Source organism: Lentzea sp. NBC_00516 (assembly GCF_036346835.1).
Taxonomy (GTDB): Bacteria; Actinomycetota; Actinomycetes; order Mycobacteriales; family Pseudonocardiaceae; genus Lentzea; species Lentzea sokolovensis.
Genome location: NZ_CP107840.1, coordinates 3,115,171 through 3,139,180, shown reverse-complemented (window position 1 = coordinate 3,139,180; position 24,010 = coordinate 3,115,171). Strand labels below are relative to the sequence as shown.

Genomic DNA, 24,010 nt, shown 5'->3' with positions numbered 1-24,010 from the left:
TGAAGTCACCGCCGGAAATCACAAAGGAGTGGTCTTGAGAGCGTTAGGTGTCGTTGCCGGCCTGCTCGCGTCGTTGGTCGCGGTCCCCGCGGCCCAGGCCCAAGCACCCCAGGTGCAACAGCAGACCGCAGCCAAAGCCGAGAAGCCGTACATGGGCTGGAGCAGCTGGACGTTGCAGGCGACCAACTATCCCGGCGTGAACCCGGACGGGCCGGCCAGCTGGCTCAACGAGAAGAACGTGCTGGCCCAGGCGGACGTGCTGGCGGCGAAGTTCAAGAAGGCCGGCTACGACCACGTGAACGTCGACGCGGGCTGGCTCGGCTCGTTCGACGAGTACGGGCGGCCGGTGGTGGACGCGAAGAAGTTCCCGCGCGGCTTCAAGTGGCTGGGTGACTACATCCACGGCAAGGGCATGAAGTTCGGTTCGTACCTCGCGGTCGGCCTGGACCTTAAGGCGTACAACGACGGCAAGACGCCGATCTACAACGCGCCCGGCTGCACCACCAAGGACATCGTCTACCCGGACCTGCGCAAGACCAACGGGTGGGACATGGCCTACAAGATGGACTTCGCGAACCCGTGCTCGCAGAAGTACATCGACTCGATCGCACAGGTGCTCGCGGGCTGGGGCGTCGACTTCCTCAAGCTCGACGGCGTCGGCCCCGGCAGCTTCCGCGGCGGTGAGCGCTACGACAACACGACCGACGTGAAGGCGTGGAACTCCGCGCTCAAGAGCACCGGCCGCCCGATCGAGTTCCTCATCTCGTGGGCGCTGAGCCACCGCCACGCCGACGTGTGGAAGGCCAACACCAACGGCTGGCGCGTCGACACCGACGTCGAGTGCTACTGCGACACGCTCGTCACCTGGAACCAGTCGGTGAAGCAGCGGTGGAACGACGTCGTGCAGTGGATCGACGACGCCGGCCCCGGCCACTGGAACAACCTCGACAGCGTCGCCGTCGGCAACGGCCAGATGGACGGCCTGACCGAGGCCGAGCGGCAGAGCTACATGACGCTGTGGTCGATCTCGTCCTCGCCGCTCTACATCGGCGACGACCTGACCAAGATCGACGACTACGGCTACAAGCTGCTGACCAACAACGAGGTCATCGCGATCAACCAGGCCGGCGTTCCCGCCAGGCCCGTGGACCAGTCCTCCGACCAGCAGGTCTGGTACGCCCGCAACCGCGACGGAAGCTACACCGTGGCGCTGTTCAACCTCGGTTCGAAGCCGGCGAACGTGACGGCCGACTTCGGGCAGCTCGGCATCCAGGGCAACGCGAAGGTCCGCGACGTGTGGGCCAAGAAGGACGTCGGCCAGAAGTCCGGCTCCATCACGGAAGAACTGCCGGTGCACGGCTCGAAGCTGTTCACCATCACCCCGCGCGGTTCGGTCGCTCCCGGCGTCGTGCAGGGCACCGCGGCCACCCCGAACAGCGTTTCGCTGAAGTGGTACGGAAAGTCCGGCGTCCGTTACGACGTCTACGCGGGCAACAAGAAGGTCGCCACCACCACCGACACCAAGGCGACCGTCACCGGTCTCACCCCGGCGACCTCCTACGAGTTCACCGTCGTGCAGAACGGCGCCCGCTCCAAGCCCGTCAGCTACGTGACGCCGCAGGAAAGCGTGACGTACGAGGCGGAAAAGGGCAGTCCCGGCGGCGGCGCGACCGTCTACGGCTGCGCGTGCTCGGGCGGCAGCAAGGTCGGCTACCTCGGCGGCAGCGGCATCCTCACGATGCCGACGGTCACCGCGCCGCGTGAGGGCACGTACCTCGTCGAACTGGCCTACATCTCCGCCGACGCCAGCAGGACCGGCGTCGTCACGGTGAACGGCACCAGCTTCAAGCTGCCGGTCGCCGGGTCGAACGACGACGACTGGAACACGCCGCAGAAGGTCACCGTGCCCATCTACCTGTTGAAGGGCAACAACACGATCCGGATCGGCAACCCGGACGACTCCGTGTTCGACGTCGACAGCATCCGCATCTAGAACCAGGAGGTGCCGTGGTGACAACCATGCAGGACTCAAGCGCCCAGGTCGTGCGTGGCCTCGCCACCACGGCGCCTCCGCCCACACGAAAGCGACGGTCAGGCCCTGCCTCGCGCCGCAACGACACGTGGGTGGCGTGGCTGCTCGTCGCGCCCGCCCTGCTCGGGTTCGGCGTGTTCTTCGCCTACCCGATGCTGCGCGGCGTCTACCTGAGCTTCACCGAGTTCCACATCCTCAGCCCACCGGTGTGGACGGGCCTCGAGAACATCCAGGAACTCGTCAACGACGGCCGGTTCTGGCACTCTCTCGGCGTCACGGCGTACTTCGTCGTGCTGTCCGTGGTGCTGGGCGTCGGCGTCTCGCTGATCACCGCCGTCGTGTTGCACCGCCTGGGGGTCAACACGACGGTCCGCGGGCTGATGATCCTGCCGTTCCTCATCTCCGGCGTGGTCACGGCGCTGGTGTGGACGTGGATGCTCGACCCGCAGCTCGGCATCGTGAACCAGCTGATCACCTGGGTCACCGGCGAGCCGATCATGTTCTTCGGATCGGACAGCTGGGCGGTGCCGTCGCTGGCCGCGCTGAACGTGTGGAAGTCCATGGGCTACAACGCGGTTCTCCTCTTCGCGGGGCTGCAGACGATCCCCGCGTCGATCTACGAGGCCGGCCGGATCGACGGCGCGTCGGAGTGGCAGATGTTCCGCTCGCTGACCCTGCCGCTGCTGCGGCCGATCCTGGTGATGGTCGTGATCCTCAACGTGATCGGCTCGACCCAGGTCTTCGACATCGTCCAGGTCAGCACCAAGGGCGGCCCGGCGGACGCGTCGCTGGTGCTGCAGATGTACATCTACGACAAGGCTTTCGGCCAGTTCGACTTCGGCTACGCCGCGACCATGTCGCTCGCCCTGTTCCTGATGCTCGTCACGGTGACCTTCACGCAGATGCGGATGGCCCGTGCCGGCGAGTCCGACACCAACTGAGGAGGCCAGGTGTTCCTCTCGATGAAGCTCGGCAGGGGCGTCGCCTGGGGCTACCTGGTCGTCGTGCTGCTGATCACGATCTTCCCGTTCTACTGGATCGTGCGGACCGCGCTGTCCAACAACTTCGCGATGTCGACGGATCCGTCGTCGTTGCTGCCGGTGGACTTCACGTGGGGCCCGTTCAAGCGTGCACTCGGCCTCGCGACGCCCGCCGAGGCCGCCGCGGAGGGCGGTTCGGGGGCCAGCATCGACCTGGCGCTCGCGTTGTGGAACTCCATTGTGTACGCGGGACTTCTGACGCTGTTCACGGTCGTGTTCTCGGCTCTGGCGGCCTTCGCGTTCTCCCGGCTGCACTGGAAGGGCCGCGAGCTCGTCTTCGGCGTCCTGCTCACCGCGCTGATGGTGCCGTCGGTGTTCACGCTGCTGCCGAACTTCGTGCTGATGAAGGATCTGGGGCTGCTCAACAGCTTCGGCGGCATGATCCTTCCCGGCGCGTTCTTCTCCGCGTTCAACATCTTCTTCCTGCGGCAGTTCATGCTCGGGCTCTCCAACGAGGTCGAGGAGGCCGCGATCATCGACGGCGCCGGGCCGTTGCGGGTGTGCTTCCGAATAGTGCTGCCGATGAGCGTCGCGCCGATGGCGACCTTGACGCTGCTGACGTTCATCACCACCTGGAACGACTACTTCTGGCCGTTGCTCGTCACCAACGACGAGTCGGTCCGCCCGCTCACCCTCGCGCTCGCGGTGTTCAAGCAGTCCTCACCGCAGGCGTCGCTGGACTGGGCAGGCCTGATGGCGGCGACGCTGGTCGCGGCGCTGCCGATGTTGCTGCTGTTCGTGGTCTTCGGGCGGCGGCTGGTCAACTCCATCGGCTTCACGGGGATCAAGTGAGACTGCACTGGCCGTCGGCTGCGGCGGAATGGACCGAGGCACTGCCCGTGGGCAACGGCCGCCTCGGCGCGATGGTGTTCGGCGGGGCCGGTCGGTCCCGCGTGCAGGTCAACGACGCGACCGTGTGGTCGGGCACCGCTGACGGGCCTTCTCTTGCCCTGGCGGAGGTGCTGGCCTCGGGAGCCGGTCCGGAACGACTCGCGCAGGTGCGTGAGGCGATCTTCGGCGGTGACCTGGAGCGGGCCACCGAGCTGCTGATGTCGTTCGAAGGCCCGTACAGCCAGACGTTCCTGCCGTACGTGGACCTGTGGATCACGCTGCCCGAAGGTGAGTCGCACGGCCGGACGCTGGACCTGAGCACGGGTGTGGTCACCGAGCGGATGACCATCGGCGGCTCGGACGTCGTGCGGCGCGTGTGGACCTCGGAAACCGCGCTGTGCGTGGAGATCACCGGCGCGGTGCCCACCGAGGTCGAGATCTCGACGCCGTTGCAGGAGGTTTCGCGCGACGGACTCGACCTCGTGATCGAGATCCCCGTCGACTCGGCACCGAGGCACGAACCTCAGGTCGAGGCTCCCGTCTACGGCTCGGGGGAACGGGGCACGGTGACGGTCAAGGTGACCGAGGGCGAACGCTGGCTGCTCACGCTCACCAGTTCCACCACGGCCGAGTCGCGGTGGACCGGACGGCGCCACGGCAACCACATGACCCTGATGGACGCGTGCGAGGTGCGGTTCGGCGACCTGCCCGAGGTCGTCGACGTGCCGGACCTGTTGTCCGGCAAGGACGAGCAGCTCGTCGCGTCCGTGTTGTTCGCGTACGGCCGCTACCTGCTGGTCTCGTCGTCACGGCCCGGCGCGCCGCCCGCGAACCTGCAGGGCGTCTGGAACGGCGACCTGCGTCCGGCCTGGTCCTCGAACTACACGATCAACATCAACACCCAGATGAACTACTGGGCGGCCGAGGTCACCGGGCTCGCCGAGTGCCACGAGCCGTTGCTGGAGCTGCTGGAGAAGCTCGCGGTGACCGGCGGCGAGGTGGCGCGGGAACTGTACGGGGCACGCGGCTGGGTCGCGCACCACAACACCGACCCCTGGGGCTGGGCGCTACCGGTCGGCATGGGCAAGGGCGCGGTGTCGTGGGCGATCTGGCAGATGGGTGGCGCGTGGCTGGTCCAACATGCCTGGGACCACTACGACTTCGCCCGCACCTGGTCCACTTTGGAGCGTGCGTGGCCGTTGCTGCGCGGTTGTGCCGAGTTCTTCCTCGACTGGCTGGTCGAAGGGCCCGACGGTCACCTCGACACGTGTCCGTCGACGTCGCCGGAGAACTGGTTCCTCGTCGACGGCGAGCCGCAGGCGCTGACCTGGTCCGTGACGATGGACGTGATGCTGGTCCGCGCCGTGTTCGAACGGACCTTGGCGCTGGCACTGGCGTCGGGTCGCGCCGATCCGCTGATCGCGGAGATCGCGGCCGCGCTGCCCCGGCTGCGGCCCGTCCCGGTGCTGGACGACGGCCGGCTGGGGGAGTGGGCCTACGACCTGCCGGAGGAGGACCCGGGGCATCGGCACATGTCGCACATGGTGTCGGTCTACCCGCTCGGCCAGATCGTCGCCGGCACGGAGCTGGGCGACGCCGCCGCCGAGGTGCTGGACCGGCGCGGCAACGGCGCGATGGGGTGGTCGTGGGCCTGGAAGATGGCGCTGCGGGCCCGGCTGGGCGACGGCGAGACCGTGCGGTCGCTGCTGTCCGAGGCCTCGCAGCCCTTCACCGGCGACCGTCATCGCGACGCCCCGGTCGACGGCTCGGAGTGGGGCGGCCTGCTGCCCAACCTGTTCAGCACACACCCGCCGTTCCAGATCGACGGCAACTACGGCTTCACCGCTGGACTCGCGGAAGTCGTGCTGCAGAGCCACACCGGCGTGATCGACGTCCTGCCCGCGCTGCCTTCCGGCTGGTCGCGGGGCTCGGCGCGCGGACTTCGTTGCCGCGGCGGGCTTTCCGTCGACGTCACGTGGCACGACGGCGATGTGACCGTGCGGGTGCGGCGGGTGTCCGGTGACGCCTCGGAGTTCGTGCCGGTAAGCATCGGTGGCGAGGTCACCGAGGTCGTCGTGAGTGACGTCGTGGAAGTACGCGGGAGGATTTCGTGCTGACCGATCTCGGTGTGGACGCGTTGTGGGAGTACCGCAGCTCTTACGTGCGGCCGGACGACTTCGACTCGTTCTGGGACTCGACGCTGGCCGAGGCCAGGTCGATCGATCTTTCCGTCGAGGTGGTGCCTGTGGACACACCGCTCAAGACGCTCGACGTCTACGACGTGTCGTTCGCCGGTTTCGGCGGCGACCGGATCCACGCGTGGCTGCGCACTCCGAAGGGACAGTCCGGACTTCCCGCCGTCGTTCAGTACCACGGCTACGGCGGCAACCGGGGCAGCGCGATCGAGAACCTGACCTGGGCCAGCGCCGGGTTCGCGCACCTGCAGATCGAGGTGCGGGACCAGCGGGGCGGTAGCGGCTTTCTGACCAGGGGCATCGCGGACCGCTCCACCTACTTCTACCGGCGGGTCTTCACGGATGCGGTGCGCGCGGTCGATGCCGTGCGCGCCTTGGGTTCCTCCGACGTCGCCGTGATCGGCAACAGCCAGGGCGGCGGCATCGCGCTGGCCGTCGCCGGTCTCGTGCCCGACCTGGCCGCGGTCCACTCGCAGGCGCCGTTCCTCTGCGACTTCCGCAGGGCGCTGAACGTCTGCGGCCGCCCGCCCTACACCGAGCTCACCAAGTACATCGCCGACAACCGGCGTTCCGACGTCTTCCCCGCACTGTCCTATTTCGACGGTGTGGGGTTCGCCGCCCGTGCCACGGCCCCCGCGTGGTTCTCGGTCGGCCTGATGGACGACATCGTGCCCCCGTCCACCGTGTTCGGCGCCTACCACGCCTACGCCGGACCCAGGGAGATGGCCGTCTGGGAGCACAGCGCCCACGAGGCGGGCGGCTCCGACGACCTCGACATCGCACTCGACGCCTTCCGAACCCGTCTCTTGGAGAAGCAATGAAAATCGCCGCCGCTGCCCTGGTAGCAGCAACAGCCCTGGTGGTCGCGGGTTGCGGGAGTTCCGACACGGGCTCCGGCAACGCCGTGAACTGGTGGACCTGGGACGACAAGCAGGCAGTCGCCTACGGCGAGTGCGAGAAGGCGTTCGAGGCCGCCAACCCCGGCACCGACGTGAAGATCACCCGCTACAACGTGGACGACTACTTCACCAAGCTCACCGCGGGTTTCGTGGCGGGCACCGCGCCGGACGCGTTCCAGAACTCGGTGCAGTTCCTGCAGGCCTACGCCTCGCAGCACCAGCTGATGCCGCTGGACGACCTCATCACGAAGTCCTCGGTGGACATGAAGAAGTTCTCGGTCGGCGTCGACACGTGGAAGTTCACCGACGGCAAGCAGTACGGGCTGCCGCTGGACTGGGCCGCCTCCGGTCTCTACTACAACGCCGACATGCTGGCCAAGGCCGGCGTGGCGGAGGCCGACGTGCAGAAGCTGTCCTGGAACCCGGACGACGGCGGCACGTTCGACAAGGTCGTCGCCCGTCTCACGATCGACAAGAACGGCAGGCACGGCGACGAGGCCGGCTTCGACAAGACGCAGATCGCCACCTACGGCATCGGCGCGATGGCGGGCCGCAGCTTCATCGGCGAGACCAGCTGGGCGCCGTTCGTCAACACGCTCGGCTGGCGGCTGGGCGACAAGGACCAGTGGCCCAGCAAGTTCAACTACACCGACCCGCGCTTCACCAAGACCATGAAGTGGGTCCTGTCGCTGACCGACCGCGGCTTCTCCCCGAAGCTCGGCACCTTCACCACCGGCAACCAGTCCACGATCTCCGACGTCGACCTGATCGGCTCCGGCAAGGTCGCGATGACCATGGGCGGCTCGTGGTCGGCGCCGTCGTTCGGCAAGATCCCCGGCGTGAAGGTCGGCATCGCCCCGACCGTGCTCGGCCCGGACGGCAAGCGTTCCGTGCTGTCCAACTCGAACGGCAACAACATCTGGGCCGGCACCAAGAACCCGGACCTGACCTGGAAGTGGGTCAGCTACATGGGCAGCGAGGAGTGCCAGACCAAGGCGGGCGCCACCGGCACGTTCTTCCCGTCGATCCCCGCGTCCATGGACAACACGGTGACGACCATGAAGACGCAGGGCGTCGACCTCACCGTGTTCAACCAGTACGTGAAGGACGGCGTGCTGTACCCGTCCAGCGCCTACGCCAACGGTTCGGCGGTCCAGTCCGCCGAACAGCCCCTCTTCGAGGCCTACTTCGCAGGCCAGCGCTCCGACGACGTGTTCGCCGAGATGGAACGCGTCTCGCAGGAGATACTGGCCAAGAACTGACGGGAGTCTCAGGAGTGGTGTTGCGGATACCGACCAGGCGCGTGCTCGCGGATGACGTCTACGAGCAGCTCCGCGCGCTGATCATGAGCGACGGCATCGCGCCCGGCGCCCGCGTGAACATAGACGAACTCGCGCGTCAGCTCGACGTGTCCCCCACCCCCGTCCGGGAAGCCCTGGCACGCCTCGAATCCGAAGAACTGGTCAGCAGGCTCCCGTTGCGCGGCTACAGCGTGACGGACCTGCTGAACCGCAAGCAGGTGGACGACCTCTACGCCCTGCGCCTGCTGCTGGAGCCGCCTTCCGCGGCTCTGGCGGCAGGCCGCATGACGGCCGAGTTCGCCGTTTTGATCGAGGAGGAGCTGGCGACCTGCCCGTCGGCTCCCGCCGATGACGCCTACGACGACTACAAGAACCTGACCGCGCACGATCAGCGGCTGCACGAGCTGATCCTGCGGATCGCGGGCAACGAGGCCGTCCTGCAGTCGTTCGCCAAGACCCACTGCCACCTGCACCTGTTCCGGCTGAACTTCCAGCAGCCGTTCGGGGTGCAGACGATCACCGAGCACCGGGCGATCGTGGACGCGCTGGTCGCTCGGGACGAGGAGCGGGCCAGTGCGGCGATGACCGCGCACCTGGAGGTAGCACGGGCCCGGCTGCTGGACCGGATGTAGGCGGCCTGCCGGCCAGGGCCTGTATCGCAGTCGACTGCCACTGCGCTTCATGACAGCTGGGTCGGTGCTGGTGGAGGTGTGCGCCGGCGTGGTGGGTCGCTGAGGTCTGAAGGGCGAGGTGGTGGCCGGGGTGTTCGGGATTGTCGAGGGCCCAGTTGGCGAGGGTGCCGGTCCAGCACCATTGGTACTCGTCCCACTCCGCGATGGCTACGCAACCCGGCGATCTACGTAACGCCTACCGACGCGAACGACCCCACCCCGGGGCGAGTCTTGTGGCGTGACAACACGAACTGCGCCAACGCGAACGGCCCGGGCGGTGGTCCTGGCCTCCGCCACACTCACGATCATGGCCGCGGCGATCATCGCCCCGAGCCTGCCCGCGATGGGCGAGGTGTACGGCGACGGCGTCCTGGTCAGGCTCGCCCTCACCATCACCTCGCTGGCCATCGCGGTGAGCGCGCCGCTGGCGGGCCTGGTCGCCGACCGCACGGGCCGCAAGCCGCTGCTCACGGCCAGCCTCGTCCTCTACGCCGTGGCCGGCACTGCCGGGTACTTCGTGACCAGCCTGCCCGTCCTCCTGGGCACCAGAACGCTGCTGGGCCTCGCGGTCGGCGGCGTCATGACCGCGGTCAGCGCCCTGATCACCGACTGGTTCGAAGGCGCTGAACGCGGCCGGTTCCTGGGCTTCCAGCAGGCCGCCGCCAGCCTGGGCGGGGTCGTGTTCCTGCCACTGGCGGGACTGCTGGCGGGCGTCGACTGGCGGTTGCCGTTCTGGCTCTACAGCGTCGCCGCACTGATAGCCATGGCCGCGGCGGCGGGGCTCACCAACGAACGGCCCGCGCCACCCCAGGCGGCCGGTGGCCAGGCATTTCCCCGGCAGGCCATCGGGATCTACCTGCTGGCCCTCGTCGCGACCCTCGTGTTCTACATGGCGCCGACGCAGCTCCCGTTCCTGCTGCGAGACCTGAACGCGACCCCCGCGGTCATCGGGTTCGTGATCGCGGGCAGCACGCTCACCAGCGTCGTGGGAGCACTCGTGTTCCCGAAGCTCAAGACCGGGAAGATCACCGCGATCAGCGTCGTGCTGCTCGGTGTCGGCTGGCTGGTCATCGGCTACGCGAACGGGGTCGCGCTGGTCACCGCAGGCCTGTTGATCGGCGGGTTCGGGGTCGGGCTGGTCGTGCCGAACCTCAACACGGGTCTCGCGAACCTCGCCCGGCCCGAGCAACGCGGCCGGGTCCTGAGCGGACTCGTCGCGGGGATCTTCCTGGGGCAGTTCCTGTCACCGCTCGTCATCGCACCCCTCGTCGGTGCCACGAGCATCGCGGCCGCGTTCACCTGGACCGGGGTCGTCACCACCATCGCAGGGGCGGTCCTCGCCCTGGCACACAAGGAGAAGAACTGATGATCTACCACGGCAACCGCTTCACCCTGCGCAAGGACGCCTCGCCCGAGCAGATCGAGGAGGCGCTGGAGAGCCTGCGCAACCAGGGACGCGTGATCCCGTCCGTCAAGTCCTTCGTGGTCGGCCGAGATTTCGGCGGCGAGTACGAGTGGGGCGCCACCTTCGTCATCGAGGACCTCGACGGCTACTGGGAGTACCTGATCCACCCGGCGCACCGCAACACCGACCGGGTCGGGTTGCCGCTGGTGGACAAGTTCTCCTCGTTCGACATCACCGACGACGAGGACCCCGAGATGGGCGCGAAGATCGCGGCCCTGCACCAGAAGCGGTACGACAGCGACCCCGAGCTCACGCAGCTCGTGTCCGACCTCGGCGAGTACACGGGCAGCGCTGCCCCCGGCCAGCACGGAGACAAGTGATGAGCGAACTTATTCAGGGCTGGCTCGACTTCTGGAACGGCGAGCTCGACCTCGCCGAGAAGATCGTCCACGAGGACTTCGTCTGGCACGTCGCGCCGCTGACCGGTGGACCGTCGCAGGACCACAGCGGACGCGAAGGGCTCGTCGAGTGGGTGCGCGGCTCCCACCAGAACATGCCCGGCCTCAAGTTCACGGTCGAGGTGGGGCCGATCTCGCAGGAGCCGTTCCACGTCGTGCGCTGGCTCGCCGAGGCCGGTGCGGTGTCGTTCCACGGCACGGACATCCTCCGCGTCGTGGACGGCAGAATCGCCGAGTACTGGCTCAACGCGGACGGCCTCTGGGCCGCTCAGCAGCTCGGGATCATGCCGAAGCTGAGCTGAACACGTCCTTCAGCTGACGGCGTGAGTTGATGCCCACCTTGCGGAAGACGTTCCGCAGGTGGGCATCGACCGTGCGAGGGCTCAGGAACAGGCGGGCGGCGACCTCCTTGGACGTCGCCCCGGTCGCCACCAGCCGGGCGATGTGCGTCTCCTGCATGGTCAGCTCGTCGGTGGCCTGGGCGGAACGGCTGCGGGCGACCTCGCCGGTGGCCTTCAGCTCCAGCGCGGCGCGAGCGGCGAAGGCCTCCATTCCGATGGAGGACAACAGATCGTGTGCGGCGCGCAGTTGCGTGCGGGCGTCGACGCGGCGGCCGGCGCGACGCAACCACTCGCCGTACACCAGGTGGGCCCGCGCAAGATGGGGCCGGGCTGCGCTGGACTCCAGCTGCTGCACCGCCGCGACGTACGACTCCTCCTCACCCGTGGCGAGTGCCCGTGAGTAGGCCGCGATGCCTTGTGCCCACGCGGTTTCGCACGGCGAGGTCCGAGAAACCAGGTCCTCCAACGCTTCCGAGGCAAGTGAGGACTCACCGCAGCGCACCGCCGCCTCGATCAGCTCGGGCAGCGCCGTCCCGGCGAGGTAGAGATCGCCCGGCGCGACCGCCTCACGGGCAGCCGCCAGCGCCACCGGATAGTCGCCGAGACCGTTGTGCAGCACGGCGGACGCCCAGTGCGTGTTCGCGATCAGGCACCCGGCCCGCCGCTCGGCCTCCCGCAGCGAGTGCTCGATCTCGGCCAGCACCTCCGGCTTCTGCCCGCGAAACGCGGCCAGGTGCAACCGCGCATACCGCAGCGGAGGCATCCCGACGGCATCGGCGACGGCCTCTTCCTCCGCGATGGCCGACATCGCCGTGCCGAACTCACCGGTGATCACCGCGCCGACGGCCTGCTGGGCGAGCCCGAGCCGCAGCACGAACGGCGACCCCGCCTGCTGGCCGGTCTTCAGCAGCCACCCGGTCACCGCCGAGTGCACCTCGGTGTCCCACAGCTCACCGGCGAGCATGGTCGCCAGCGCGGGATGCCGCGTCCACGCCAGATCGTCGCCGGAGAACACCCGGCGCAGCAGGGGAACCGCGGCCCGGTGTCCCTCGTCCGCGAGGAGTACCAAGGCTTCCAACGCATCCGAGCCGCGCTCGAGCCCGCGAGCCTCGCGCACCACGGCGTCCATCACGCCGGTGGGACGGCCGAACGCGAGCGCGATCTCCAACGCGTCCAGCACGCCGTCGCGGGCATCGGCCCCGGTCATCCGGCGAGCCGCGCTCAGCACGAACGACGGCCCGTCGTTCTCCCTGTCGCGCACGAACGCGATCCGGCCGCGCAGCAGATCCGCCCGCCCGTCATCGGCGGAGAACGTCGTGAGCAGTTCGGCCGCGACGTCGACCGCACCCGCGTCGAGCTTGGCCTGCGCCGCGGCCAAAGTGCGTTCGGCCCGCAATCCGGGCTCCACGGACAACGCTGCCGCACGCTCCAGAAACGCCGCTGCGGCAGCCACTCCGCCGCGAGCGCGAGCACGGTCTGCGGAGCGTTCCAACTCGGCGGCCAGCGAGTCGTCGGGCCCGGTGCCGGCCTGCGCGCGATGCCACACCCGCCGGTCCGGATCGCTCGACGGATCGGTGACGGACGCCAGCGCGAGGTGCACCGCCTGGCGCTGGGACGGCGCGGCGGCGAGGTAGACGGCCGATCGGGCGAGCGGATGGCAGAACCGCACCCGCGTGGAGATGCTGACCAGCCCGGACGCCTCGGCCTCCACCCCGGCGGAGGCCACGTCGATGCCCAGCTCGGCGGCAGCGGCCCACAGCAGGCCCGGCTCACCGGTCGGATCGGCGCCGGCCACGGTCAGCAGCAGCTGGGCGTCGGCGGGCAACCGCGCGGCCCGGTCCTGGAAGCTGCGTTCGATCCGGCTCGGCACCGACGCCACGTCCGGCAGCCCGAACCCACCGGCCTTGGGCAGCTCCAGCAGCGCCAACGGGTTGCCACGCGCTTCGGCGAGGAGTCGTTCCCGCACCTTGTCGTCCACGACCGCGACCGATCCGGATGTCAGCAGCGCGCGGGCCTCGGCGTCGGCCAGTCCGCGCAGTTCCAGGCCGGGCAGTTCGTCGAGCCGAGACCGCGACCACGGCCGTCGCGCGGCGAGCACGAGGACCACCGGTTCGGAGGCCAGCCGCCGCCCGAGGAACGCGAGGACCTGCGCGGACGCCTCGTCCAGCCAGTGGGCGTCGTCCAGCAGACACAGCACCGGTTCCCCGCCCGCGAGCAGGTCCAGCGTGGCCATGCCGATCCGCAGCACGTCGGGTTTCCCGCCGGCCAGTCCGAACGCGACGTCGAGCGCCTCCCGATGATGTCCGGTCAGCGAGTCCAGCAACGGCAGGCACAGCTGGTGCAGCGCCGCGAACGGCAGCTCGGTCTCGAACTCCGACCCGGACACCTCCAGCACCCGGAACCCGGCGGCCGACTCCCGAAGGTGGCCGAGCAACGTGCTCTTCCCGAGTCCCGCCTCACCACGCAGGACCAACGCGCCACCACGCCCTTCGCGAGCGGCGGTGAGCATCCCGGACAGGCAACGGATCTCGTCGTCCCGTCCCAGGAGCGAGGTCGATGTGAGCGCGTCCATGAAACGAACCGTATGCGAGAGCCGAGGGCACGCGTCACCCGTTCGGCCCACAACCTGAGGGGGAGGCGTAATCGCCTGTAGTCGGATGCGTCCGTATTGGGGGTTTCTCTAGCGTGGAGAACACATGATCACGAGGGGGAACTTGTGATGAAACGCGTTGTGGCGGCCACCGGTGTGGCCGCGCTGGCGAGTGTGATCTTCACGGGGGTGCCGGCCACGGCGGCGCCCGGTGCGACGATCCTGGCCGACACCAACAGAAACGGCACGGTCGACTGGGCGGACCAGGCGGGCAAGGGGAAGTGGGCGTCGAACAGGGGCGCGATCTTCCTGCCGAACCTGGACGACGACGGCCGGCGTTGCAAGGTCACCGAGGAGGACCTGAAGGACCGCGCCATCGCGGTCGACGAGCGGCTCGCGGCCTGCAACGACGCCCAGGACGACGTGCTCAACGGCGCGCAGGACGCCCAGGACTTCGCTCCGTTGCGGACGATGCCGAGCAACGTCGGCAAGGACGGCACGGTGTCGCTCGGCGCGGGGGAGGGCAGGTACGCCCGCCTGTGGGTCGAACGCGACGGCACCTGGACGTCACTGGGCGAGAGCGGCACGCTCACCGCCGCAGAGCTGCGCAAGGGCGCGAAGCTGGGACTGGAGGGCCGGGACGTCATCAGGGACAAGGCCGTCTGGAACGGCACGGTCACCGTCACGCTGAAGGCCGGCGGCACGGACTCGGTGCGGCTGCGCGTGGCGCCGCTGATCCTGCAGAACGACCTGAAGGCACCGAGCAGGATCGTCACCTCGAAGCCGATCAGCCCGGAGTACAGCGCGGGCTACGACGAGTTCGCCGCCGGCCTGCGCGCCGCGATGAAGGCGGCGAACCTGCCGGACGACGCGCTGGCCGCGATCCCCAACGACGACCGGTGGTTCCAGGACATCTTCGAACCCACCACGGCCGCCATGCCGGGACCGGGCGGAAAGCCGCAGGTCATGCGCGTGCTGTTGCGCAGCGCCAACTACCGGCCCGCCATGGAGCTGGAGGGCAGGCCGTACCCGCCTGCCCTGCGTCCCGCCGGACGGGTCGTGTTCAGCGCGTTGCGCGGCCCGGACGTCGGCGTCGTGCAGCAGTTCACCGACCAGCGCGGCCCGGCCGTCGACGACAGCCTCAACTCCACCGGCAACTACGAGAGCCTGCCGCCCTATCGCGGCCACGAGCTCGGCAGGCCGTTGTACGGCAGCACGGCCGAACGCATGCCCGACCCGTCGTTCAGCACGCTGATCGGCTCGCAGTACGCGGAACCGGTCGTCATCGACACGGCGTGGCTCGCGGTCGGCCACTCCGACGAGACGGTGCACGTGATCCCGGCCCGCAACCCGCGCGGCTGGACGCTGATGGTCGCCGATCCGAGGCTCGCGCTCGACGTGCTGCGCAAGGCCACAAAGGACGGTCACGGCACGGCGGTGCTGTTCGACGGCACCAGCGAGAAGGAGAAGCCGACGATCGACCAGGCGCTCGCCGACCCGAAGTTCCTGGAGCAGAACGAGACGGCGGCCCGGCACATCGACTCCCAGCTCGCCGTGCTGACCAGGGAGACCGGGCTCTCCGGCCGCGACCTCGTCCGGGTTCCGGTGCTGTTCCAGCAGTTCAGCTGGCAGGAGGTCGACGACCTCACCGCGTCCGGGCGGGTCACGCAGGCGCAGGTGGGCGTCCTGCGCGACCGGATGCGGTCCGGTCAGGCGCCGAGCACGGTGTTCGTCGCGCACTCGGCGGGCATTCCCAACGGCATCTCGCTGGGCGGCGGTGTCTTCGGCGCACCTGATCCGCACGGGCCGAGGGTCGGCGGCGTCGACCTGTTCAAGAGCAGGACCGAACAGGTGCTCGCGAGCACGCCCGTCGAGGTGAAGTGGGTGGAGGACTGGGACTTCCTGCACTGGGGAGGCGGCGAGGTGCACTGCGGGACCAACGCGTTCCGCGAGCCGACCAAGGCGGCCTGGTGGCGCTGACCGTCACGGGTGTGGTGTACGCCATGCGGGTGGGCCTGATCCGACCGGTTTCGGTGACACCCCGCAGGGGTATCCGCGCCACATGACCATGGAGTCCGAGATCGACTTCGACATCGACTTCGACGATTCGGTGGCCCGCGAGGTGCGGAGCTACGTCAGCGAGATCGTCACAGGCCTCGGACTGCGCGGCGACAGCTCGTGCATCGACGCGGAGCCGCTGGCCGGTGCCTACGTGGCGCTGGACGGGCGTCTGCCGGACTTCCCCGGCCACTACGTCGCCCTGGTCTGGAACGAGCTGAACGGATGGTCGGTCGCCGTCGAGGACCGGCTCGGGGACCTCGTGGACGTCGCGCGGCTGGGCGGCGACCCGCGGCCCGCACCCGCCGAGGTGGTCCGCTGGGTCAACGGGCTGGTGCACAGGGAGCAGAAGCAGGCGAACCGCGACTTCGCCGCCTTCGTGCCGGCGCAGCGCGGTTGCCTGCTGTCCTGACCCGGCTCGTCAGTCCGGCGGTTCGCTCGGGTCGTCGGTCTTCTCCTGCGGCACCTCGGGTTCCTCGACGTCGAGATCGTCGAGGCTGGGCGTGCCGGGGGAGTGGGGAGCTTCGGGATTCAGCGGATCGGTCATGCCGCCCGGTTACCCGAGCGGCATGACCTCAAGCGTCCTCGCCTACGCGGGTACGGTCCAGCGCTGATTCGCGCCACCCGTGCAGGACCAGATCTGCAGCTTCGCGCCGTCCGCCGTGTTGTTGCCTATGACGTCGAGGCACTTGTTGCTGCCGGCGTTCACCAGCGTTCCGTTGGAAGCGGTCCAACGCTGGTTCGGTCCGGCGAAGCAGTCCCACAACTGGACCGCCGCCCCGTCCGCGGTGCCGTTGCCGGTCACGTCCAGGCACTTGCCCAGGCCGCGCACGGTGCCGTCGGTGCCCAGGGTCCACGTCTGGTTCGGGCCGCCGAAGCAGGACCACAGCTGTGGCAGGGTGCCGTTCGTGGTCGAACCGTTGGTGACGTCGAGACACTTGCCGCCCAGGCCCGTGATGGCACCGGTGCGGCCGCCGGGCTGGCCGGGGTCGAGCGTGCCGGGCCACGTGAACGTCGCCATCGCGCCGGCCGGCAGGGTGTAGCCGAACGTCTGGCCCGCGTAGGAGACGCGGAAGTTCTGCTGGCCGCCCGAGTTCAGCGCGACGAGCACGATCTGACCGTTCGGGTTGCGGAACGCGACGTTCTGCACGCCGCCCTCGCCGAAGCCGGTCGAGTCGATGCGGACCGCGCCGGGCTGCACGAACTTCGACAGGTGACCGAGAACGTAGTACTCGGCGTTGTACGTGACGTTGCCGCCACTGGTCGTGACCACACCGGTGCAGTTTGTGCAACTGCCGATCACCGGGCCGTTGTTCTGGTCCAGCGCCATGTTCCAGATCGCGACGGACCGCGCGTGGTTGCGCGTGGCGCCGATCGCCAGGTTGATGCCCTGCCAGCGCAACGTGTCGCGGAACGTCGCCGCGTCGTCACCGGACTTCGTGCCGGAGCACTCGGTGAAGAAGATGTCCTTGCCGGGCTGGTTGTTCTTCACGACGGACTGGCCGCTCGGGTTGCCGCCGTAGCAGTGCCAGGCGGAGCCGATCACGTTGGCGCCCGCGCCGTTGTTCACGGTCTGCGGGTAGGTCGTGTCGTCCCAGTTGTGGTCGTAGCCCAGCAGACGCGCCTGTTCGCCGGCCGCGCGCAGCTTCGGCACCAGCGTGTTGATGACGTTGACCTGCTGCTGCGCCGACATCCTCATGCCGGGGTAGCCCGGCGGTTCGAAGTTCGGCTCGTTCTGCACGGACAGGTAGTCGATCGGGATGCCCGCGGCCTTGTACGCCTGCGCGAACTTGACCAGGTAGTCCGCGTAGACGCCGATGCGGCTGTCGTTGAGCTGGCCCTGGATGAGGCTGTTGTTGTTCTTCATCCACGCCGGGGCGCTCCACGGCGTCGCCATCACGGCGACCTGCGGGTTGAGCTGCTTGGCCTGCTGCAGCAGCGGCAGGATGTAGGCGTTGTCGTGCGCGGTGGAGAATCGCGACAGCGTCGGATCCGCCGCGCCGTCGTTGTAGGTGTAGAAGTTCCGCGAGAAGTCGGACGCGCCGATCGGCTGGCGAATGAAGCTCATGCCGATGCCGCTGCTCTTGTTGAACAGGTTGTTCATGATCTCGTTGCGGCGCGGCGAGTTGAAGATGTTCCACGCCGCCGCGTCCGTGAACGACGCGCCGAAGCCCACCATCGACTGGTAGGTCGAGTTCGGGTTCACGGTGATCGTCGACCCGGTGCCACCCGAGCCGAACGTCACGTCCGCCTGTTTGGTCAGGGCGTTCGCCTTGTCACCGGTGGTCAGCCACACGCTCGCGTTGGTCGCCGCGGTGGCGGAGGGGGAGACCAGGGTGCTCCCCGCCGTGACCACGGCTGCCGCGATCGCCATGCCGTGCCAGCGTTTTGTCGTCTTTGACATTAAGCGCTCCTTGCAGGGTTTGGGCGCCCGACAGCGGTTGTTCAGTTGTACAAACGGAAATCGGCGATGCTCCACCAGTTGCTCGTGGCCCCGGTGGACGTGATGCGGACGTAACGCGCGCTCGTGCGGCGGACGTCGATGTTGGTCAGCTGGCCGACACCCGCGCCGGAGGCGACCTTGCGCCAGGACGTGCCGTTGTCGCTGACCGAGAGCTCCCAGTTCCGGGCGTGGTCGCCGAGGTTGCCGCCGGAGTCGACCGCGACGCGGCGGAAGTCCTTGCGGCGTCCCAGATCCACCTGCAGGTACTGGCCGGGAGCCTGGGCCCCGCCGTTGGACCAGCGCGTCGACGCGTCGTCGTCGATCGCGAGCGCGCCGTCAGGAGACGCGGTGGCGCCGGTCAGCGGCACGAGGTCGAGCTTGCTCCTGTGCTGGGTGGTCCAGGTGAACGTCGCCAGCGCGCCACCGGGCAGGGTGTACTCGAAGGTGCGGTCACCAAGGTTGACGGCGAACGTGCGCGGGTCGTCGTTCTCGTTGTGCACCACCAGAGCCGTGGAGCCGTCCGGGTTGCGGAACGCGGCGTCCATGATCTGGCCGTTCCAGCCGGTCGTGCCGAACGACGTGCTGGCGATCCTGCGCGCGCCGGGCTTCACGAACTTCGAGAGGTGGCCGATCGTGTAGTACTCGGCATCGGTGACCACGGAACCGTCCGGCTGCACGGTGACGAGGCCGGTGCACGTGCCGCAGCCGCCGTTGTGCGGGCCGCCGGTGCTGTCCAGCGCGATGTTCCAGTTGACCGCGCTGCGGGCCCAGTTGCGGGTGGTGCCGAGGACGACGTTGCGGGCGTGCCAGCGCAGGGTGTCGCTGAAGACCTTGGCGGGCGGGTCGGTGGCGCCCTTGGAGCCCGAGCACTCGGTGAACCAGATCCCCTTGTCCGGGAAGGCGTCGCGCAACGCGGTCTGCGCGCTCGGGTCGCCGTAGTAGCAGTGGTAGGCCGTGCCCGCGAGCCACTTCGCGGCCTTGCTGTTCAGGATCTGGTACGGGTAGTCGGCTTCCGCCGTGCCGTCGTTGGGGTGCGTGGCCCAGTTGTGGTCGTAGCCCAGGATCCTGGTGCGTGGGCTGGCGAACTTGAGCTTGGGGCCGAGCGCCTCGATCACCTTGATCTGCGCCGCGACGGGCATGTCCGTGCCGGGGTAGGCGTCCGGCTTGCGGTTCTGCGGCTCGTTCTGCACGGACAGGAAGTCGACCGGCACCCCGGCCCTCGCGTACGCCTGCACGAACTTCACGAGGTAACGCGCATAGGCGTCGTAGATCTTCGGGTCGTCCTTGAGCTTTCCGCCGACGAGCGAGTCGTTGTCCTTCATCCACGCAGGCGGGCTCCACGGCGTGGCCATGATCTTCAGGCGCGGGTTGAGGCGCTTCGCCTCGCGCAGCAACGGAAGGATCTTCGCCTCGTCGTGCCGGATGCTGAAGTTCCTGAGTGGGAAGTCGGTCTGCCCGGCCGGTACGTCGTCGTAGGTGTAGTGCTCCTTCGCCGCCGTGAAGTCGGACGAGCCGACGGGCTGGCGCAGGAAGCTGACCCCGATGCCGGTCCTCGGATCGAACAGCTTGCGCATGGTGTCGGCGCGGGCGGCGGGGGCCAGGCCCGCGAGCAGCTCTGCGGAGGAGTCCGTGATCGAGGCGCCGAAGCCGTCGACCTCCTGGTAGCGGCGGCCGGGGTCGACCACGATCGTCGGGTGCGTCGACTCGCTGGTGCCGAACGTGACGCGCGGGCGTTCGTGCATCAGCTCCGCGCGGTCCGGCGTGGTCACCCACACCCGGACCTGGGGCGCGCTGGACGCTTCGGCGGTGGGCACGGCGGTCAGGCCGAACACCAGGGCGACGATCGCGGTACGTCTCATGTAACACCCATTCATCACTGTGAAACATCAGCTTTCAGGATGAAACACCCGGCCGTGTCGAGGGTCAATGGTCTGGATGATTTCCGGTACATTGACCAGGTGGAACGCAAGATCGAGAACGTGAAACAGCGCGCGAGCCTGCGGGACATCGCGGCGGAGACCGGTGTCTCGATCGCGACCGTCTCCCGCGTGCTCAACGATCATGTGAACGTCGCTCAGCGCACCCGTGACCTGGTCCTGCAGGCCGTCGAACGGCGCAATCGGGACGTTGTGGCGTCGAGGACGCGCACGGTCTACGTCCGCTGCCCGTACGTCCTCACCGACTACTTCGGGCTGATCGTCTCCTCGATCGCGGAGACGCTGAAACTGCACGGCCTGCGCGTGCTGCTGGACGCGGGGGAGTCAGGTCAGCACAGCGCCGCGTTGCGCGGCCTGCCCGGCCAGGCCGACGTCGACGCCGCGATCCTCATCCTGCCGCCGGAGGACGGTGAGGAGTTGGTCGCGCTGTCCCAGGCGGGTTACCCGTTCGTCGTGGTCGACCCGCGCATCCTGCCGCTACCGGACATCGCCTCCGTGTCGGCCGCGCACTTCGCGGGAGCGCGTGCCGTGGCCGACCACCTCATCGCACTCGGGCATCGCGACATCGCCGTGATCGCCGGGCCGGAGGAGTGGCTCGCGGGCGACGCGCGCCTGGCAGGCCACCGCGCGTCCCTCGCCAAGGCGGGTGTGCTGCTCACGCCGGATCGCTTGCGACACGTGGAACCCACGACCGCGCACGGCAAGCTGGCGGCGGCGGAGTTGCTCTCGCTGGAACCCCGTCCCACCGCGATCGTCTGCTTCAACGACAAGGTCGCCGTCGGCACGTTGCAGGCAGCGCGGGAACGGGGCCTGCGCGTGCCGGAGGACCTGTCGGTGGCCGGGTTCGACGACATCGACCTGGCGGAGGCGACCACCCCGCGGCTGACCACCGTGCGGCAACCGTTGCAGGAGATGGGAAGCATCGCCGTGACACAGCTGATGCGGATGTTGGACGGGCATCAGCCGGAAGCGTTGCACATAGAGCTGGCGACCACGCTGGTGGTCAGGGACTCCACGGCGGCCTTTTAGCGAACGACGGCCCAGGTGCGTACGACAGGGTCGACGAGTACTTCCAGGTGCTGTTCGCCGTAGTACCGATGGCGACGGTGGCTCACCTCGAAACCACCGTCCGGCAACGGAATCCACAGCGTCAGCGAGTGGCTGACGGACTCGCCGTCGTCGTGCTCCGTGCTGTCGAGCACCTCGGCGGTCACCGTGATCCCCCTGGCGCGCAACGAGGCGGTCTCCTTGGCGGACTCGCCCGCCGACGCCCAGAGCGCCAGCAGGATGAACACGACGACGAGCATGCCCAGCTCCCACAGCACGACGACCCACCACGGCTCGTCGAAGAAGAAGGGCACGGCCATGACGCCCGCCATCGCGGCGAGCGCGGTCCCGGCGAGCACGCGTTGCGCGAGGGCGGAACGAGGGCTGGTCAGGGTGACTTCTGACGGGTTCGTGGTCACCGGCCGATCGTAGAGCGCTGGTGACCACGAACCGGCCGGAATCACGGGCGAAGCGTCACCGACTGCCCCTTGCGCAGGTTGATCCGCTTCTGCCACTTGCCGAAGCGGACCTCGGTCTCCGTGCCGCCGACGCTGCGGACGGTCACACTGGCGACCTTGCCGTCCTTCCACACCAGGTCGACCGAGAAGCCGCCGCGGGCACCGATTCCGGTGACCGAGCCGGTCTTCCACGCCGATGGCAGCGCGGGCAGCAGTTCGATCACGCCCGGCCTCGCGTACAGCAGCATCTCCAGCATGGCCGCGGGAGCGCCGAGGTTCGCGTCGATCTGGAAGATCGAACGGTCGCCGAAGCTGTACATGTCGAAGAAGTTCGGCGCCGTGCCGTTCGCATGGTCGATCGACGGCCGGATCACCTTCTGCACCAGCTCGTACGCCCTGTCGGCGTCCTTCAGTCGCGCCCAGCACGCCGCCCGCCACGCGAGGCCCCAGCCGAAGCTCTCCATGCCGCGGGTGATCAGGTGCTGCTTCACGCCCTCGATCAGCGCGGCGGGGGAGTCGTCGCGGTTGATGCGGTCACCGGGGAAGAAACCGACGAGCGGCGACAGGTGCCGGTGCGTGGTCTCGCCGAGGTCGTCCGGCGACATCCACTCCTGCAGCATTCCGGTCTTCGGGCTCACCACCGGCAGGTACAACCGGTCGCGCAGCCCCGACATCCTGCGGCCGTACGCCTGGTCGCGGCGCAGCACGTCGGTCGCGATCCGGTACTTGCCGAACAGGTTGTGCACCAGTTCCTGGTTGTAGGTGTTGCCGCGGGTGTCCTGCGGACCGTGCTCCGGCGACCAGTCGTGGTCGTCCACCAGGCCCTGCGGGGTCTCGACCAGGCGTGCTTCCCAGAACTCGCAGGCGCCCTTGAGCAACGGGTAGATCTTGGCCAGGTAGTCGCGGTCGAGCGTGTACTCGTAGTGCTCGAACAGCGACATGCACAGCCACGCGTTGCCGCCGGGGTGCCACCACCAGCCGCTGCCGCCGTAGATGTTGGTGGAGAAGGCGACCGCCCACCCCGCCACGCGGTTGTTGGTGTTGCGGAACCGGTTGCGCTCGTCCTGGTACACCGACTGCGTGGTGTTCGTCCACGCCGGCAGCTGCGCCACGCAGTAGTTCGCGAGCGCGTCGAACGTGTCCGACAACGCGGCCCGGTCGGCGAGCCAGTAGTTCATCTGGATGTTGATGTCGGTGTGGTAGTCGCTGTACCAGTCGGGATTGTTGTTCGACAGCCACAGGCCCTGCAGGTTGATCGGCAGGTTGTCGCGCGACCCCGTGATGGCGAGGTAGCGGCCGAACTGGAGGTAGCTCGCCTCGAGCTCCGGGTCGGACGTGGTCCCGGAAGCCCTTGCCTGCAACCGGGTCCACGTGTCCATCGCGCGCTGGGCGTCGGTGGAACGGCCGAGGTCGACCTTCTGCCGGTCGTACTTCTTGCGGTAGTCGGCGACGTGCGTGCGCAGCAGGGCGTCGGCCTTGGCGCGCACGCCGGCCTTCCGCAGCGCGAGTTTCGCCGGTTCCGCCAGCGGGTCCATGAAGCCGGCGGACGCGTCCGGGACGTAGTTCGTGCCGCCGGAGAACACGATCACCAGGTCGGAACAGCCGGCGAACGACAGGTTCGCACCGTCCACCTTGACCGTCCCATCAGGACTGAACGCCGTCACGACACCGCTGTACGCCAGCTTGTTCGGGAACGAGCCGGTGAAGACGGCCGCGGTGTGCGGCGCGTCGCCCACGGTCGGCTCGCCGTGCGCGCCGGTGAGCGTGATCGTGCCGGACTGGTTCGGGCCGACGAGCCGGACGACCACCACGTCGTCCGGGTGGCTCGAGAAGATCTCGCGCCGGTACTGCTTGCCGCCGTGCGTGTACTTCGTGGTGACGAGGCCGTTGCTCAGGTCGAGTTCGCGGCGGTAGCCGGTGGCGCCCGCATGGCCCGGCATCTCGACGTACAGCTTGGCGAGCAGCGAGAACGTGCCGAAGCGGGAGTCGTACGGGAGCTGGCCGTCGCCCTCCAGGGTGTCGTTGAGCTCGCCGGTCCACAGCGTGACGTCGGTCAGGTACAGGAAGTCCTTCTCGACGCCACCGCCGACGAGGGCGCCGAGGCGGCCGTTGCCGATCGGCAGGCCCTGCTCGATGATCTTCGCCTCGTCGGCGGGAGCGGGGTACCAGAGCGTCGTCGGGTTGGGGGCGAGTGGGTTGCCCGCCGGCCGGTAGGGCTCGGCGTGGGCGCTGAACGTGGGCAGGACGACGGCGCCCAGCCCCAGCGCGCCGGTGGCTTTGAGGAAGTTGCGGCGTGAGGTCATC

General features: G+C 68.7%; 19 protein-coding genes. 13 read left to right on the top strand and 6 right to left on the bottom strand.

Going from position 1 to position 24,010, the window contains the following annotated elements:
• Window positions 1-34 precede the first annotated feature (34 nt).
• The 10 genes from OG205_RS14090 to OG205_RS14045 all read left to right on the top strand — a co-directional run bounded on the left by OG205_RS14090 (window position 35) and on the right by OG205_RS14045 (window position 11,134).
• Window positions 35-1,993: an alpha-galactosidase D gene (locus tag OG205_RS14090; protein WP_330276681.1), complete on the top strand. Its 1,959-nt coding sequence runs from the start codon at window positions 35-37 to the stop codon at window positions 1,991-1,993.
• A 26-nt stretch (window positions 1,994-2,019) separates the two neighbouring features.
• A complete protein-coding gene (locus OG205_RS14085) occupies window positions 2,020-2,973 on the top strand; it encodes a carbohydrate ABC transporter permease (RefSeq protein ID WP_330276680.1) in 954 nt (317 codons plus the stop codon).
• A 9-nt stretch (window positions 2,974-2,982) separates the two neighbouring features.
• Window positions 2,983-3,864, top strand: a complete 882-nt coding sequence (locus OG205_RS14080) for a carbohydrate ABC transporter permease (RefSeq protein ID WP_330276679.1) — start codon at window positions 2,983-2,985, stop codon at window positions 3,862-3,864.
• The gene (locus tag OG205_RS14075; RefSeq protein ID WP_330276678.1) at window positions 3,861-6,020 is read left to right on the top strand and encodes a glycosyl hydrolase family 95 catalytic domain-containing protein; all 2,160 of its coding nucleotides are present in this window, start codon (window positions 3,861-3,863) and stop codon (window positions 6,018-6,020) included. The genes OG205_RS14080 and OG205_RS14075 overlap by 4 nt, the downstream gene beginning before the upstream one ends.
• Window positions 6,014-6,919, top strand: coding sequence for an acetylxylan esterase (locus OG205_RS14070; RefSeq protein ID WP_330276677.1), 906 nt, complete (start codon window positions 6,014-6,016; stop codon window positions 6,917-6,919). Before OG205_RS14075 ends, OG205_RS14070 begins: the two co-directional genes overlap by 7 nt.
• Window positions 6,916-8,259: an ABC transporter substrate-binding protein gene (locus OG205_RS14065; protein ID WP_330276676.1), complete on the top strand. Its 1,344-nt coding sequence runs from the start codon at window positions 6,916-6,918 to the stop codon at window positions 8,257-8,259. The genes OG205_RS14070 and OG205_RS14065 overlap by 4 nt, the downstream gene beginning before the upstream one ends.
• 20 nt (window positions 8,260-8,279) lie before the next feature.
• Window positions 8,280-8,930 carry a GntR family transcriptional regulator gene (locus OG205_RS14060; RefSeq protein ID WP_330276675.1) on the top strand — a complete coding sequence of 217 codons (651 nt, stop codon included), beginning with the start codon at window positions 8,280-8,282 and terminating at the stop codon, window positions 8,928-8,930.
• Window positions 8,931-9,207: 277 nt separating this feature from the next.
• On the top strand, window positions 9,208-10,335 hold the full coding sequence (locus OG205_RS14055; RefSeq protein WP_330276674.1) for an MFS transporter: 1,128 nt from the start codon (window positions 9,208-9,210) through the stop codon (window positions 10,333-10,335).
• Window positions 10,335-10,754 (top strand): Dabb family protein, encoded by a 420-nt coding sequence (locus tag OG205_RS14050; protein ID WP_330276673.1) that lies wholly within the window; start codon window positions 10,335-10,337, stop codon window positions 10,752-10,754. Before OG205_RS14055 ends, OG205_RS14050 begins: the two co-directional genes overlap by 1 nt.
• The gene (locus OG205_RS14045) at window positions 10,754-11,134 is read left to right on the top strand and encodes an ester cyclase (protein WP_330276672.1); all 381 of its coding nucleotides are present in this window, start codon (window positions 10,754-10,756) and stop codon (window positions 11,132-11,134) included. The genes OG205_RS14050 and OG205_RS14045 overlap by 1 nt, the downstream gene beginning before the upstream one ends.
• On the opposite strand, the gene OG205_RS14040 is transcribed toward OG205_RS14045, so the two are convergent.
• On the bottom strand, window positions 11,115-13,745 hold the full coding sequence (locus OG205_RS14040; RefSeq protein WP_330276671.1) for a helix-turn-helix transcriptional regulator: 2,631 nt from the start codon (window positions 13,743-13,745) through the stop codon (window positions 11,115-11,117). The two genes, OG205_RS14045 and OG205_RS14040, sit on opposite strands and share 20 nt — an antisense overlap.
• A gap of 147 nt (window positions 13,746-13,892) precedes the next feature.
• On the opposite strand from OG205_RS14040, the gene OG205_RS14035 reads away from it, so the two are divergent.
• The gene (locus tag OG205_RS14035) at window positions 13,893-15,743 is read left to right on the top strand and encodes a protein-arginine deiminase family protein (protein WP_330276670.1); all 1,851 of its coding nucleotides are present in this window, start codon (window positions 13,893-13,895) and stop codon (window positions 15,741-15,743) included.
• 82 nt (window positions 15,744-15,825) lie between these two features.
• On the top strand, window positions 15,826-16,233 hold the full coding sequence (locus tag OG205_RS14030; protein ID WP_330276669.1) for a DUF6292 family protein: 408 nt from the start codon (window positions 15,826-15,828) through the stop codon (window positions 16,231-16,233).
• Between the two features lie 9 nt (window positions 16,234-16,242).
• Here OG205_RS14030 and OG205_RS14025 read toward each other — a convergent pair whose 3' ends face one another.
• Genes OG205_RS14025 through OG205_RS14015 form a run of 3 tightly spaced genes read right to left on the bottom strand, consistent with a single transcriptional unit; the run spans window position 16,243 to window position 20,123 of the window.
• On the bottom strand, window positions 16,243-16,368 hold the full coding sequence (locus tag OG205_RS14025) for a hypothetical protein (RefSeq protein ID WP_319979702.1): 126 nt from the start codon (window positions 16,366-16,368) through the stop codon (window positions 16,243-16,245).
• 42 nt (window positions 16,369-16,410) lie between these two features.
• On the bottom strand, window positions 16,411-18,225 hold the full coding sequence (locus OG205_RS14020; RefSeq protein ID WP_330276668.1) for a ricin-type beta-trefoil lectin domain protein: 1,815 nt from the start codon (window positions 18,223-18,225) through the stop codon (window positions 16,411-16,413).
• Between the two features lie 41 nt (window positions 18,226-18,266).
• The gene (locus tag OG205_RS14015; protein WP_330276667.1) at window positions 18,267-20,123 is read right to left on the bottom strand and encodes a discoidin domain-containing protein; all 1,857 of its coding nucleotides are present in this window, start codon (window positions 20,121-20,123) and stop codon (window positions 18,267-18,269) included.
• Between the two features lie 99 nt (window positions 20,124-20,222).
• On the opposite strand from OG205_RS14015, the gene OG205_RS14010 reads away from it, so the two are divergent.
• The gene (locus OG205_RS14010; protein WP_330276666.1) at window positions 20,223-21,230 is read left to right on the top strand and encodes a LacI family DNA-binding transcriptional regulator; all 1,008 of its coding nucleotides are present in this window, start codon (window positions 20,223-20,225) and stop codon (window positions 21,228-21,230) included.
• On the opposite strand, the gene OG205_RS14005 is transcribed toward OG205_RS14010, so the two are convergent.
• A complete protein-coding gene (locus tag OG205_RS14005) occupies window positions 21,227-21,667 on the bottom strand; it encodes a hypothetical protein (protein ID WP_330276665.1) in 441 nt (146 codons plus the stop codon). The two genes, OG205_RS14010 and OG205_RS14005, sit on opposite strands and share 4 nt — an antisense overlap.
• A gap of 41 nt (window positions 21,668-21,708) precedes the next feature.
• On the bottom strand, window positions 21,709-24,009 hold the full coding sequence (locus OG205_RS14000; RefSeq protein WP_330276664.1) for a glycoside hydrolase family 95 protein: 2,301 nt from the start codon (window positions 24,007-24,009) through the stop codon (window positions 21,709-21,711).
• Window position 24,010: the final 1 nt, after the last annotated feature.